At 48.3% G+C, this 14,321-nt stretch carries 15 protein-coding genes; 9 read left to right on the forward strand and 6 right to left on the reverse strand.

The window, feature by feature from the left end:
• Positions 1-64 precede the first annotated feature (64 nt).
• Positions 65-1,198, reverse strand: coding sequence for a DUF445 domain-containing protein (locus ACWHAR_RS09400; RefSeq protein ID WP_032874319.1), 1,134 nt, complete (start codon positions 1,196-1,198; stop codon positions 65-67).
• Between the two features lie 237 nt (positions 1,199-1,435).
• Between ACWHAR_RS09400 and ACWHAR_RS09405 the strand changes: the two genes are divergently transcribed.
• The 6 genes from ACWHAR_RS09405 to ACWHAR_RS09430 all read left to right on the forward strand — a co-directional run bounded on the left by ACWHAR_RS09405 (position 1,436) and on the right by ACWHAR_RS09430 (position 5,483).
• The gene (locus ACWHAR_RS09405) at positions 1,436-2,527 is read left to right on the forward strand and encodes a YheC/YheD family endospore coat-associated protein (RefSeq protein WP_025284495.1); all 1,092 of its coding nucleotides are present in this window, start codon (positions 1,436-1,438) and stop codon (positions 2,525-2,527) included.
• Positions 2,517-3,875, forward strand: coding sequence for a YheC/YheD family endospore coat-associated protein (locus ACWHAR_RS09410; RefSeq protein ID WP_032874317.1), 1,359 nt, complete (start codon positions 2,517-2,519; stop codon positions 3,873-3,875). The genes ACWHAR_RS09405 and ACWHAR_RS09410 overlap by 11 nt, the downstream gene beginning before the upstream one ends.
• An 81-nt stretch (positions 3,876-3,956) precedes the next feature.
• Positions 3,957-4,172, forward strand: coding sequence for a YheE family protein (locus tag ACWHAR_RS09415; RefSeq protein ID WP_012117190.1), 216 nt, complete (start codon positions 3,957-3,959; stop codon positions 4,170-4,172).
• Positions 4,173-4,397: 225 nt separating this feature from the next.
• A complete protein-coding gene (locus ACWHAR_RS09420; protein WP_003155280.1) occupies positions 4,398-4,604 on the forward strand; it encodes an alpha/beta-type small acid-soluble spore protein in 207 nt (68 codons plus the stop codon).
• 104 nt (positions 4,605-4,708) lie between these two features.
• Positions 4,709-4,834 (forward strand): hypothetical protein, encoded by a 126-nt coding sequence (locus tag ACWHAR_RS09425; RefSeq protein WP_007610363.1) that lies wholly within the window; start codon positions 4,709-4,711, stop codon positions 4,832-4,834.
• A 28-nt stretch (positions 4,835-4,862) separates the two neighbouring features.
• Positions 4,863-5,483 (forward strand): NAD(P)-dependent oxidoreductase, encoded by a 621-nt coding sequence (locus tag ACWHAR_RS09430; RefSeq protein WP_032874314.1) that lies wholly within the window; start codon positions 4,863-4,865, stop codon positions 5,481-5,483.
• A 39-nt stretch (positions 5,484-5,522) separates the two neighbouring features.
• On the opposite strand, the gene ACWHAR_RS09435 is transcribed toward ACWHAR_RS09430, so the two are convergent.
• Positions 5,523-7,544 (reverse strand): ABC transporter ATP-binding protein, encoded by a 2,022-nt coding sequence (locus ACWHAR_RS09435; RefSeq protein WP_032874312.1) that lies wholly within the window; start codon positions 7,542-7,544, stop codon positions 5,523-5,525.
• The gene (locus tag ACWHAR_RS09440) at positions 7,541-9,298 is read right to left on the reverse strand and encodes an ABC transporter ATP-binding protein (protein ID WP_032874311.1); all 1,758 of its coding nucleotides are present in this window, start codon (positions 9,296-9,298) and stop codon (positions 7,541-7,543) included. Before ACWHAR_RS09440 ends, ACWHAR_RS09435 begins: the two co-directional genes overlap by 4 nt.
• 421 nt (positions 9,299-9,719) lie before the next feature.
• On the opposite strand from ACWHAR_RS09440, the gene ACWHAR_RS09445 reads away from it, so the two are divergent.
• Complete coding sequence (locus ACWHAR_RS09445; RefSeq protein WP_007409250.1) at positions 9,720-10,220, forward strand: universal stress protein; 501 nt, start codon at positions 9,720-9,722, stop codon at positions 10,218-10,220.
• Positions 10,221-10,258: 38 nt separating this feature from the next.
• Here the strand turns inward: ACWHAR_RS09445 and ACWHAR_RS09450 are convergent, their stop codons facing one another.
• Positions 10,259-10,810: a hypothetical protein gene (locus ACWHAR_RS09450; protein ID WP_032874309.1), complete on the reverse strand. Its 552-nt coding sequence runs from the start codon at positions 10,808-10,810 to the stop codon at positions 10,259-10,261.
• A gap of 108 nt (positions 10,811-10,918) precedes the next feature.
• Between ACWHAR_RS09450 and ACWHAR_RS09455 the strand changes: the two genes are divergently transcribed.
• Positions 10,919-11,503, forward strand: coding sequence for a TetR/AcrR family transcriptional regulator (locus ACWHAR_RS09455; protein WP_014720932.1), 585 nt, complete (start codon positions 10,919-10,921; stop codon positions 11,501-11,503).
• Positions 11,504-11,544: 41 nt separating this feature from the next.
• Here ACWHAR_RS09455 and dat read toward each other — a convergent pair whose 3' ends face one another.
• Positions 11,545-12,396 carry a D-amino-acid transaminase gene (gene dat, locus ACWHAR_RS09460; protein ID WP_032874307.1) on the reverse strand — a complete coding sequence of 284 codons (852 nt, stop codon included), beginning with the start codon at positions 12,394-12,396 and terminating at the stop codon, positions 11,545-11,547.
• 256 nt (positions 12,397-12,652) lie between these two features.
• Here dat and ACWHAR_RS09465 point away from each other — a divergent pair, with 256 nt between their 5' ends.
• Complete coding sequence (locus tag ACWHAR_RS09465) at positions 12,653-13,501, forward strand: polysaccharide deacetylase family protein (protein WP_032874305.1); 849 nt, start codon at positions 12,653-12,655, stop codon at positions 13,499-13,501.
• A 32-nt stretch (positions 13,502-13,533) separates the two neighbouring features.
• On the opposite strand, the gene ACWHAR_RS09470 is transcribed toward ACWHAR_RS09465, so the two are convergent.
• Positions 13,534-14,265 carry an NAD-dependent protein deacylase gene (locus tag ACWHAR_RS09470; protein ID WP_301294548.1) on the reverse strand — a complete coding sequence of 244 codons (732 nt, stop codon included), beginning with the start codon at positions 14,263-14,265 and terminating at the stop codon, positions 13,534-13,536.
• Positions 14,266-14,321: the final 56 nt, after the last annotated feature.

Consider the following 14,321-nt stretch of genomic DNA (forward strand, 5'->3'; position numbering starts at 1 on the left):
TTCGGACATACCACTCCACTATAACAGACTGCGGAGCGACTTTCATCATCGGCGTATGTTTTCCTTAGAAAAGAATGACAAACAAAGCCTGAATTGCTCCGATTATCCCGCCGAGCAGACCGCCTAAATACGTTATCATCTTAAATTCTCTCTTGGAAATCGACAGCACCATTTCCTCCAGCCGTTCAACGGGAAACTGATCAACCTGCTCTTTGACCACTTCCTCAAGACGCAGCCGTTTCAGCACATCCTCCAAATGAGCGGCAATACTGCCGAGTGCCGCATCAAGCAGCTTCGGCGCGTACGTTCCCGTAATCTCCCCTTCATAACGGGAGATGATGTCACCGAGCCGGCATTCGAAAAAGGGCGCGGTTTGAAGTGCGGCCAAAGCCCGCTTTTTCATGCTGAACAGCAGATCTTTCGCATTCCACTTTTCATCGGCCTCATAAAGTGTATAAGATTTGAGCTTGCCCCATTCTTGAGAAAGCAGATCAGCCAGAAGCTTTTTCGTTTCCTCATTGCGCAAAAACTTTAACAGCTCAGGCAGCACACGGTCTGCCAAGCTTGAATTGCCGAGGAACATCTGCACCATGCTGCCGAGCATCCCCCGGGAATTCAAAAAGTCGTCAATCATATTTCCGAGCCTTTCTTTCCCTTCTTCGCTCTCAAAATAATCAATGCTCCGCTTCAGAATATAATCTGCGGCCAGCGGGACTTTTTCATCCAGCTTTTCCTGAAGCTCATCAGGAAGCCAGTCTTTTATGGCGCGGTGCTCATATTTCCGGTACAGTTCCGAAAGCTTTTCATCGGTAAAACGGTCAATCCAGGCATCCGTCTTTTCCTGCGGATTCCCGATGCCCGCGGCGGCCAAAGCTTCGTGCACCGTCATCTCGGAAGCGGCCATTTTTTGCGTGAATTGTTCGGCGAAAAGAAGCGCCTGGTTTTTAACGGTATCTGATAAAAGCCGCTTTTTTATTCCTTCCGGGGTTAAAAGGTGGTTCGTCACCATGAGCCCCATTTGTTTTGCCAATTCATCCCGTCTTTTCGGGATCAGCCCCGGCGTAAACGGAACCCGTTTTCCGAACAGGTAATACGGCCGGTACGGACGAAATAACATCTGAATGGCAAGATGATTCGTCACCGCACCGATCGCGGCTCCGATCACAATCATAAATAGAAACGTTCCTGCTATGCCCATTCCTTTTCTTCTGCCTCCATCTTATGTTCTATTTTCTTGATGATATATCTATTCGTATTATAGAGGCTGGCGGGCATGCGGGCAAATGAAGAACCTGAATTGTTGTTTGTGAGGAATAAGGCAAGATGCTGTTTCGTACTCTTTACAGTAGATCATCTTTTATGATGCGCTTAGCATATTTATTGGATGGAAGGGCCGTTCCATCAGCGGCTTTTTGAATAAAGGGGGAGTAATAATATGACAACACTCGGTTTTATGTCTGTATCCCGCCGGCACGAAGAAGATTACGCCGGGGAATTGGCTGAAAGAGCGCCTCAATATAATGTGCGCTTAGCCCGCTTTACACCGTTTGATATATTTCCGGATTCTTTGCGCGTGAAAGCGCTCGTCTATCACCCGCAAAGCGGAAAGTGGAACGAAACGGAAATCGATATTCCCGAATATATTTACGACCGCTGTTTTTACGGAAAATCCGCTGAAGCGCAAAAAGCCAAACCGATCGTCGAATGGCTGAAAAAATATCCGAAAACGGAATTTATCGGCCGGGGGCTTCCTGATAAATGGACGATCACGGATGCGCTCCAAAAGCATCATCTGATCAGTCCCTATATTCCTGAAACGGCCGAAGTCAGCCGCTATGAACAGGTGCAATCATACTTAGCCAAGGAAAAAGCATGTATACTTAAGCCCGCTTTCGGCGCGGGAGGCAGAGGCATCATCCTGCTTGAAACAGGCAAAAAATCAATTACGGCCACTTACTATATCGGAAAAAACAAACAAACAAAATCATTTTCCAATCACGTGTCTTTTAAGTCTTGGTGCAAAAAAGTGCTGCAGCACCGCTATTTGCTTCAATCCTACTTAAATATCCAGGATAAAGAGCGGCATCCGTGCGACATCCGCATTTTCATGCGTAAAACTGAGTCAGGCGTTTGGGAAACGGTCGGAAAAGCGGTCAGAAGGGGCTATCAGAACGGTCTTTTATCTCATTTGCCCGGAGGATCAGAACCGATTAAGTTTGACACATGGTTTGAGGAAATTCCGAGAAAGCAGCAGGCCGTTTTATTGGATGATGTCTTTTCGATCACCCAATCCGTCCCTTATTTCCTTGACGAACGGTTCGGGCCGCTGTTTGAGCTGGGGCTCGATATTTGTTATGCCAAAGACGGACGCATCTGGCTTTTGGATGTCAACTCAAAGCCGGGACGAAAAGCTATTTTAAGCGTGGCTCCGGAGGCGAAAGAGGATTTGTATACGAGTCCGCTGAGACGCTTCCGTGAGCTTCAGTCACAGGAAAGCCGGAAAGGGGTATTACCGCGTGAATCATAAAGGGATGATTGTCGGCATCGATAAAAAAAGCAAAAATACGCTGTTTCTCCCCTCCTCCATGAAACGGGAAGGGCTTTTATCCGCTGCCTTCGGGACCAAGGTTGTCAAATGCCGTGTAGCCTTTTCTCAATCACTTGAAAAAAGCGCGCTCCTTTCTGAAGATTTGTTTGAGGAGCTGTTGATACCGCATAAAAGCCGGGCTGACTTTCTCATACACGGCCAGACGGTGCACATCGGACCGCTGATCGGCGTTTTCACAGCTGGGTTCACATCATCGCCGTCCCGCCCGTTAAGAGACCGTACAGCCTTCTTTTCCAAGATGCTCTCTCTTCATGAACAGGCGAACGGATATTGTTTCGTTTTCGGGGCCCATCAGATCAACTGGGAAGAAGGCACCGTCCAAGCGCTGATTTATAAAGAAAACAGCTGGAAACGGACGGCCGTCCCGCTTCCGAATGTCGTATATGACAGGCTCCCGAGCCGAAAAACGGAAGAAGTTCCGCTTTTACAGCAGACAAAACAGAGGCTGATGAATGACTATCAGATTCCGTGGTTTAATCCGCAATTCTTTAATAAATGGGACATTCATAAGCTTCTGGAAAAAAACAGTCTCACCGCTTCACTTCTGCCAAAATCTGTCCTGCACCCGAATGCGGAAGCGTTAGAGACGTTATGCAGCACATTTGGCACCGTCTATATCAAACCTGCAGACGGTGCACTCGGAACGGGGATTTACAAGGTGGAAAAAACAGATGCCGGCTTATCTGTCAAACACACGAATGAGGAAAAAACGGTGGTGACGGCAGAGTATTCAGATGCGGCATCCTTCATGACAGCATTTAAAGAAAACAATGACCCGTCCGCATTTTTAATTCAGCAAGGCATTGACCTGATCCGGCTGGATGGGCGCCCCGTCGATTTCAGGGTGCACACGAATAAAAACGCCGAGGGGAAATGGACAGTGACGGCCATTGCGGCAAAAATTTCCGGTGAAAACAGCATCACGACGCATCTGGCAACCGGTGGAGAAGTCAGGACGTTAGCTGAATTATACGGCGATCCGCGCGAGAGAGTCGGCATGATGCGGAAACTTTCAAAAGCCGCCTTGGCGGTCAGCCGCGTGTTAAATGAGCACATTGAAGGTTTTATCGGCGAAATCGGTTTTGACCTCGGCGTCGATCATTCAGGGAAAGTTTGGATGTTTGAAGCCAATTCCCGCCCCGGGCGCAGCATTTTTTCCCATCCGAAGCTGAGATCGGTCGATTACCTGACAAAACGGAGAAATTTTGAATACGCGTCGTATTTATCAGAACGGTCCATCACCGCCCCGGAAAAACTTTGGCGGTGAGGCTGTCTTTTTTTGGTTTACCCGGGACAGGCAATGAACGATGAGCTACAATGAACAAGATCAACATTTCCCATAAGGAGCGTGAACGTCATGATTTCGCACTTCAGCTGGAAACCGTTATTCAAAAAAGAGAAACTGCCCGGATGGCGGATTTCATTTTACTGGCAGGGTACGCATTATGAAGGGATTTACCATAAGTCCGGAGACATTGAATGGGGACACACACATCCGGGAAAAGAAGAGCCGGCTCTCGTAAAAGAGCTGCATGAATTAATGCTTTATCACATATATGACTGAAAGCTAAAAGCTCAGCCGCACCAGGCTGGGCTTTTCTTTTTTCCTTCCGCTATTTACCACACCGTTTTCCGAATGAGATGCCGTTTGATTCACCATAATACGTAGTACAAAGCGGCAAACAGCATTGGGTGAAGCCGAGCTGGCAATGGTTTTCATTCCGAAAACCATCGGCTGGTGCAATTCCAGCAAACCCAACCATACTACTTAATAAAGGAGATCATACAAATGGCAAACAACAACTCTTCAAACCAACTATTAGTACCCGGCGCTGCTCAAGCAATCGACCAAATGAAATACGAAATTGCTTCTGAGTTCGGCGTAAACCTTGGCGGAGAAACAACTTCTCGTGCAAACGGTTCTGTCGGAGGAGAAATCACTAAACGTCTAGTATCTTTCGCACAGCAGAACATGGGCGGCCAAGGCGTACAATAACAACTCAATAAATGGCTTACAGAAGGCGCGGGATACCGCGTCTTCTTTTATGCCGTCACCCTTTTTTCCTATTCCACATACCCTAGGAAAAAAGGAGGGAAAACATGTCATTCATTGCCTCAGTCAATTGGGAGCTGTTTCAGTTCGTAAGTGTTTCTTTGGTCAATGAATATGTTGCCCACCATTTCCCGTTTATTCACAGGTATTCTTTTCCCCGCTGCTTTGAATGATATAATGAGCGGCGAGGAGGTTTTTTACATGAACATCGCTTTACTCGGAGCAACGGGAAGAGTCGGACAGGCTTTTATAAAAGAAGCGCAGAAACATGGACACATGGAGATATTCGCTCTTGTCAGATCAGCCGGTACAGTCCTTCCCATTCCTGAAAAACAAATCATAACAGGGAATGCGAGGCGGCGGGAAGATGTAAGCCGATTGATTTCCAAAGCGGACACAGTCGTGAGCTGTCTCGGCACGGACGGTGACGATACCCTTTCAGCCGCTATAACCCATATAATAGACAGCATGAAACGGCATCGTGTTCAGCGTCTGATTACGATCGGCACCGCGGGTATCCTTCAATCACGGCTTATGCCTGATCAATACCGTTTTGAATCGGCAGAATCAAAACGAAAATCAACAAGAGCCGCAAAGGAACACGCCCGCGTATACGAGATGCTGCTGGCAGAGGATCTTGACTGGACGATCATCTGTCCCACCTACCTTCCTGACGGAGATGCTGCCGGAGTTTACCGGTTCGAACAGGATCGCCTTCCTGAAGACGGCGCTGAAATCACCGTCGGAGACACGGCGCATTTTCTGTACCGTGAGCTGATCAGCCCTCAGTTTGTCAGAAAACGGGTGGGACTGGCTTACTGAATGAAAAAAAGGGCGAACCTTTAGATTCACCCTTTCCGATTACACCGCGGACTTCGCCGTTCCTTTCTGCAATTCATACATTTGGCGGTACTGCCCCTTTTGCGCCATTAATTCGTCATGGCTTCCCTTTTCAATGATGCGGCCCTTTTCCAGCACGAGAATCTGGTCGGCGTGTCTGATCGTGGAAAGCCGATGGGCGATAATAAATGTCGTGCGCCCTTCTTGAACCACTTGCAGCGCTTTTTGAATGACTGCTTCTGTTTCGGTGTCAATGTGCGCCGTCGCCTCATCCAAAATTAAAATGGCCGGATCGAACACAAGCGCTCTTGCAAAAGAAATCAGCTGACGCTGGCCTGAGGACAGGGTGCCGCCTTTTTCGGTGACGGGCTCTCTGATGCCCTTCGGCAAAGATTGCAGAAGACTTGCGGCACCGACTTGGCGAAGCGCTTCTTCCGCCTGCTCCAGAGAAATACGCTGATCATCGAGCGTCACATTGGAGCCGATCGTGCCCGAGAAAAGATACGGGTCTTGCAGCACAATGCCCATATGCGACCTCAGCTCCTGCCTTGACATGCCGTATATGCTCTGACCATCCAGCAGAATATCCCCTTTTTGAGCATCATAAAAACGGAACAGAAGATTCAGGATGGAGCTTTTGCCGGACCCCGTATGGCCGACGAGGGCGACCGTCTCCCCTTTTTCAGCTGTAAAGCTGATGTGTTTCAGCACCTCTTCTCCCTTTCGATATCCAAAAGAAACATCGCGGAATTCCACAGTTCCTTTCGCCTTTCTGTCTGCGGGAGCGCCTTCTTCTTCCGTTTCCTCCTCCTGTAAAAGCTCGAATACCCTGGCGGCAGAGACACGGGCCAATTCAAGCTTTGAAAATTGGTTGACAATCCCCGTAACCGGCTGGAACAAACGGTTTAAATAATCAACAAATGCATATAAAACACCGATTGAAACAATTCCGGCCGCACTCAGACTCGCGCCCCCGAAATACCAGATCAGCCCGACAAACGCCAGATTGCGCAACACATTGACAAGACTGTGGGACATGAGGGAATTTAAGGACAGCATTTTGTTTTTGTAGCGGAAATGAGCTTCATTCAATTCTTCAAATTCCTTCATCGTTTCCTTCTCTCGGCGGAACGCCTGAATAATCGGCATCCCTTGAATGGACTCGTTCATTTTCGCATTGATGTCACTGTTAATGGAACGGATTTTTTGGTTGAAGACGGATGCGTATTTGCGGTAGACAACCGACCAGATCATTAAAATCGGAATAATCAGCAGGCAAACGGCGGCCAGCCTGACGTCAAGCATAAACAGCGCCGTAAAAATGCCGAGCATATAAACGCCGCTTGTGATAAATGTCGACAGCACCGTTACATATAAATCCCTGACCGCTTCTGTGTCATTCGTAATGCGGGCCACGACTTTTCCGGCAGGCAGATTATCAAAGTAGCGGATCGGCATTTTCTGAATGTGTGAAAATACATCCTGCCTCATGCGCTGTATGATCCGGTTCGCTCCCATCTGCAGCAGATAATGCTGGCCGTAATGAAAACATACGGAAAACATGAGCAGTCCCGCGTAAATGGCGGTCAGCGTCAGCAATCCTTTTATTTCCGGACGGTAAAATTGAAAAATCTCCTGTCTTGATAACGTAATGGCGGGATATGACCTGCTTTCTTTACCGTTTGATATCGTCAGCCGGCCGTCAGACACCGAACGGTTTCCGTCAAAACTGACGGGACGGTCAACAAAATAGTAGCCCGCACCGACTTGATAAATGTGCGCCTCTCCGGTTTTGTCCGCCCCCGGTTTGAGCCGGTCCTCCCTGACATAATCATGCCCCCGGAACCTGACGGCGCCCGGATCGTCCGCAGAGGCTTTAACCCATGTTTTTTCAATGCCGAGAATGTGGTCGTCAATCATTTTTTTTCCGATAAACGGGCCGGTCAGCTCAGTGCCGACCGCAATAATGAGCAGGACGACCGCCCATATCAGCAGCTTCTTATATTGAAGCGCGTAATTCCATAATCTTCTTCCGGTCTTCATGCGCCCGTCCCCCCTTCTTCAAGAGAGGACAGCTGCTGCCTCTCATATTGTTTTCGATACCAGCCGTTCTGCGCCAATAGCTCCCGGTGCGTGCCTCTTTCAGACACCCGGCCTTCATCCATGACGAGAATGAGATCTGCGTGTTCAACTGCCGAGAGCCGGTGGGTGGTGATAATCGTTGTTTTATGCCGCCGTTTTTTACGGATGCTGTCAATGATGGCGGCTTCCGTTTTCGCGTCTACGGCAGAAAGCGAATCATCTAATATGAGAATGTCAGGATCAGTCAAAAGCGCTCTCGCAATTGAGATGCGCTGCTTTTGTCCGCCAGAGAGCGCTACGCCCTTCTCGCCGACAAGCGTCTCAAGCCCGTCGGAAAGCATACCGATATCGTTTTCAAAATGCGCATCTTTCAGCGCGCTGCCGATTTCCTCTTCGTTTGCATCCTGCCGTCCGTAAAGCAGATTCTCTTTTACAGTCTTTGAAAATAAAATATGATCCTGCGGCACATAGCCGATCCACCCGCGGAGCTCCTCGAGCGGAATCTCCTGAATCGGTACGCCTGTAAACGTGATTGCACCCGCCCCGGGCGGATATTCACGCAACAGCTGCTTAATGATCGTCGTCTTTCCGCTTCCCGTCTTCCCGACGATGCCGAGTGTCTGCCCTTTTTCAACGGAAAAAGATACATCAGAAACCGCCGGTCCCGCTCCGCTCGGATACGTGAAAGTCACTTGTTCAAAAACAAGACGCCCGGGCTCCTTGATGCCGGCGGGGTGCTTTGGTGCCGTCACGTCAGGCTCATAGGAAAGCGTCTCATTCACACGATCCAAGGAAGCATTTCCGCGCTGCATGATATTGATTAATTCTCCGATCGCAAACATCGGCCAGATCATCATTCCGAGGTACACGTTAAACGATACCAGCTCTCCCAGCGTCAGCCGGTTTTGAAAAACGAGATAAGCGCCGTAGCCGAGACCGATGAGATAGCTGAGGCCGACGAGAAGTTTCACAGTCGGTTCAAAAAGTGAATCGATAAACGCCACCTTCATATTTTTCTCATATACATCCGCCGTCATATCACCGAACCGGCTGACATCATTTTTTTCCTGTACGAAAGCCCGGATGACCCGGACGCCGGATACCGACTCCAGCACCTTGTCATTTAATGATCCGAAAGCATCCTGCGCTTCCGTAAACCGCTCATGGATCTTTTTTCCGTACAGGCTGACCGCAGCCGCCATTATCGGCAGCGGAATAATCGCGGCAAATGTCAGCTTCCAGCTGATGAGAAGCCCCATTGTCAAAAATATCGTCAGCATATACATCGTCGAATCAACGAGCGTTAAGACCCCGAAGCCCGTCGTCATACTGACGGCCTGCAAGTCATTTGTCCCCCGCGCCATTAAATCGCCCGTTCTGTATTTCTCGTAAAACGGCGGTGACATTTGAAGAAGCCTTCCCATCAGCTTTGAACGGAGAATCTTCTCCATGACATTCGCCCCGCCGAAAAGCTGATACATCCAAAAATAAGACAGTAAATAGACGGCTGCCGTTAATGCGAGAAAAACACATATGTAAAACAGCATCCCGCTTTTTGTAAACACGCCCGCCTTCATATCGTCTATCGCGTTACCGAGAAGTTTAGGCGGAAACATTTCAATGACATTCACAATCAATAACAGAACAATCGCTGTCGTATAGCGCAGCCAATAGGCTTTAAAAAACCACGCGAGCTTTTTTAATACAGTAAACAAATACCGTCATCCCCTTTCATCAATCAGCCGCCCTCAAGCTTTTCCGGATTGTTTTTCATTGTTTTCGCTAATACCGCCACATGCATCACACCTGTCTTTCTTTCATTTTTTTGTATAAAAAAAGACATGAAGCCTCAGCTCCATGCCTCTTATTATTATAAATAAGGTACAGACCCGCCGTTTATGCGCGACTGCCTCGTTTTTAAGCAAATGTTCAGAAAACGGAAGCTGTATGGGAGTCACGCCGGTATTCAGCTGAAGATGAGTTGACAAGCTTTAGTTTTGACATGATCCATACCTCCTTTTTCCCTATATTGTTCCTTCATCATATAAACAAATCCTTTTTTTGTCAACGCAGGTTTTACATTTCTGCCATTCGGGTATTGTAAAACAAACCTTTTTTACTGAAAGGATGAGGCCGATGTTTCACGCGGACCGGTTGATAGCAGCTTTTGACGGAAGTGATGATAGTAAAAAAGCGCTCCAAAAAGCCATAGACCTTTCAAAAACGTTTCACGCGGATTTAACGGTCGTACATTCCCACAATGCAAAAGATACCCGGACGATTGTTGATCCCCCGAGGCCGGGAGCCGGGGCAACGTATATCGGCGGCGGGATTGCAAGCGTTCCTGACCCGCTCCAGGCGGAAAGAATCTCCCCTGATCCGATGATTTATGAAGACCGTACGGAAGAAATCGTTGCGGAAGCGAGAATGCTGATGAACGACAGCCAGATTGACGGGGATATCGACATTTTAGAAGGTGATCCCGCTGATGCCATTATCGAGCATGCCGACCGTATATCGGCGGATTTGATCGTCATGGGGAGCCGGGACCAGAACAGACTGAAAAAACTTTTATTCGGAAGTGTCAGTGAAAAACTGTCATCGAAATCCGATATTCCCGTGCTGATCGTAAAATAATTCTTTCTGTAAAGCAGCTTAATCAAAAGCTGCTTTTTTTACAGCTCCCGGCTGTTTCTTCTTTTTTTCGGCATCACAAAAAAACTCGCCATGATCAAAAAATCGATGCACAATACGACAGACCAGCCCTTTAACAGTACGCTGAGCGCTTCGGTGCGGGAAGCGTCCTGAATGAGAAATACCGTTCCGGCTAAAAGAACGCCGCCGATGATAAATGCTAATACATGTCTTCCCCACCCTTTCGCATAATGTTTGGCATAATCCAGTCCGTACCGTTTGACCGGTTTTGCCCCTTCCTTGACCACATAATAGCGGAATCGCTCATCCGCCCATTGAATCATGCTTTTTCCGAAGGCGACAGACACTCCGATATAAATGGCCGCCACCGCATGCGCCATAGTCGCCGCCGCCCCTCTGTATAAATCAGCTGCAGCCGCCAGAAACAGTACGGCATCCAATAAAGGAATGAGAGCGAAAAAAAACATTCCGAGCTTTTGCCGCCTGAATATATAGCGCGCCGCCAATCCAAAGATGACAGCCGCCCAAAAAGCAGCCTCACAAATGACAATCAACCAAGCAATCGCGTTCAATCCGGTTCCCCCTTATCGTTTTCTAAAATGCATTGTATCACTGCTCTTTATTTAATACAACTGTATTACAAAATTGCAAGAAAAAATATTTCCTGTTACACTGGAACCATGCCTAAAATAATCGATCATGAAAAAAGAAGAAAACAAATAGCCGAAGCCACTTGGCGGACGATTTTGGAGCGGGGAATGGAAGGAGCGACAGTGAGAAACATCGCCCAGGAAGCGGGTCTTTCTTTAGGCGCGCTGAGGCACTATTTCACCACCCAGGATGAGCTTTTAGGGTATGCGATGACACTCGTAAAAGAAAAAGCGGCCGCCAGAATTAACGAAGTTGCCATGAAAGATCTGCCGCCGAAAGAAAAAGCGGTGCGTCTGATGCTTGAAATCATCCCGACAGATGAAGAAACGATGGCTGAAATGGAGGTATGGTTCGCTTTCACAGCTTATGCCAGACATAAGGGAGAAGAGTTTCATCCCCAGCAGGACGGGATCTTGGCATATATCCGCGGCCTGATTGACTGGCTGGATGAAAATAAGCTTCTGAAACCGAATCTTGATAAAGAGATCGAAGCGGAGAAAATGTATGCCATCGCCGACGGATTGGCGCTGCATGCCATGCTTGAACCTGATCGTCTTTCAAAAGAGAAGATCTCCCGTGTGCTCGTTCAGCATATCGAATCTCTTTTTATCTGACTGAAGCAAAAAGGCCGGATGTGTTCCGGCCTTTTTTCAGCTTATGACTGAACGCCGAGCTCCTGCTGAATGTGCGACTGAAAAGCCTCCTGAATCGTTTTGGCTACAGGTCCCGGCGCTCCGCTTCCGACCGGTTTTCCGTCAAGGGTTACGATCGGGATTAATTCAGCCGTCGTTGACGAGATGAAAATTTCATCCGCATCCCTGAGTTCGTCTTCGGTAAGAGCCTGCTCACGCACCTCAATCCCGTTTTCTTTCATCAGCTCTAACAGTTTCATCCGCGTAATGCCGTTTAAAATCAGCTCATTTGCAGGATGCGTCCGGACAGTGCCGTTTATGACGGCGTATACATTGGAAGAGGTTCCTTCCGTGACAGCTCCGTCCCTTATCAGCACCGCTTCATAAGCGCCTGCTTCATAGGCTTTTTGTTTAATCATCACATTATACAGTAAATTCAGACTCTTAATGTCACACCTCAGCCAGCGTTTGTCTTCCGCCGTTATGGCCTGCGCTCCGGCTTTTTGTTCATTTTCCGGTTTTTTCACTGAAAAGGTGTATGCCGTCGTCTGCGGTTCCAATCCTTCGTCATACTGGTGCTTCCGCGGCGCCTTCCCTCTCGTCGTCTGTATATAGACCCCGCCGTCAATGAGTTTGTTTTCCTGTACGAGCTTTTGCAGATCCCATTCTATGTCCTCTGCGGAGAACGGCAGGGTGATGCCGATTTCTGAGGCGCTTCTGAAAAGACGGTCAATATGCTCGCGCAGACCGAATAAGGCGCCGTTATACACTCTGATGACCTCATACACACCGTCACCGAATTGATATCCGCGGTCCTCAATATCAACTGCCGCTTCTTCACGATCAATCAACTGGCCGTTTACTAATGTCTTCATGTAAACCCTCCTCATCGTTATCTGCCGTGATGTGCATTCTCAGCTGTTATTGTCAACTATTCTATCATACTGAACGAGCCGGCTGCGGAGTTTATTTTTTTCTTAAAATCTTATTATTCGACACCTTTTCTATGTCTTTTCCAGTTTTGTTCCTGTATACTTGATTCGACATACATATGCTGTTAACTTATGGCACTTCGCAAGCCTCCGCTGTTATCGGCATTATGCAGAAACTTATGCTACTGGAGAGATTGTTATGCGCAACACAAAAGAAGGTGCTTCCCCTTCTCTGTTTTCATTGGCTTTTAAACTTACGAGTTTAGCAGTTTTGTGCGGACTGCTTCTGGTAATCGTCATAATGGGATATTCCGCTTCCGCCGCAAAAAACAAACAGGTCACCGTGACTGCAAACGGGCAGCTTCGGGATGAAGCAGAAAGCCTGCGGCTGAAAAATGATTCTCCCGACGTCTTAATGAAACATTTGCAGAGAGAGCGTGACCCAGGGAAAAAAACGGTATATTTAACCTTCGACGACGGGCCGTCTCCATATACTGAACAGCTGTTGAATGTATTGAAGGCAAATGGCGCAAAGGCCACTTTTTTTATGCTTGAACCGCGGATGAAAGCCTATCAGCATTCCGTGCAAAGAGCGAAGCAGGAAGGAATCGCGCTCGGCCTGCACGGCGTGACGCACGATAATCACCTGTTTTATCAAACACCGATATCACCGCTGAACGAAATGCAGCAGGGACGCGATACACTCGAGGCAATCACCGGAGTAAAAACGGATCTTGTCCGCACGCCTTACGGCAGTAAACCGTCATTGACGGATGCCCAGATTAAGAATCTCGAAAAAGGCGGATTCGTGTACTGGGACTGGACGATAGACAGTGAAGACTGGAAGTACAAAAACGCACGGTACGTGCCGGAAGTATTGAATCAGCTCGCATATTTGGAAAGCGTTCATACGAGCAGGCCGCATGTCATTTTAATGCACGATCTGCCTGCGACGGTGCACGCTTTGCCTAGCCTGATCCAAAAACTGAAAGCCCAGGGCTACTCCTTTGATGTTCTGACGGATCAAATGATTCCCGTCCATGAATAAGAAAAGCCGGATCTGTATATGATCCGGCTTTTTTATGTCGCGGCGCTGATTCGTTTTGCAAATTCACCGATCTTCTCATGGATGACAAGGTCAAATAAATGGTCGCAATATGTCGGCTCAAGGTTAATAATCACCTGCTTCAAACCGGGAATCCGGCCCGCATCCTCAGGGACAAACCTTGCCGGCGCCACTTCAAGCGAAGTGCCGATCACAAGAAGAAGATCAGCTTTATCAAGCTTTTCATAAAGGGTTTCAAAATGCTGAACGAGATCGCCGAACAGCACGACATCCGTTTTTAATACGGTGCCGCATACCGCATGATCACCGATTTCCGCCGTACATTCCGGCACTTCGTCCTTCAGCAGATGAGAAAGCCCGTAGCGCGCTCCGCAGCGGGGGCATGCGGCGGTCTGAATTGAACCGTGAAGCTCATAGACACTGCTGCTTCCCGCTTTCTTATGCAGCCCGTCAATATTCTGCGTGAAAATGTCTACCTGCTTTCCCCGCTTTTCAAGATCCGCCAAATACGTATGGCCGGCATTCGGCTCATAACTTCCGCTCATTTTCATCTGAAAGAGCTGTTTGAATTTAGGCCAGAATTCACGCGGACGGCGTTCAAAGTATTCCCTGCTCATCGCTTCCATTCTGGAGGTGTCTTCGGTCCATATACCGCCCGCCGAACGAAAATCAGGAATGCCGGATTCCGTGCTCATTCCCGCTCCCGTCAGCACCACGATACGTTCCGCCTGATTGATCAATGTCATAAACGCTTCCACTCTTCCACCGCCTTTTCTTTTTATCATATCATGAAAAAAGAACG

The organism is Bacillus sp. LR--39 (assembly GCF_053613335.1).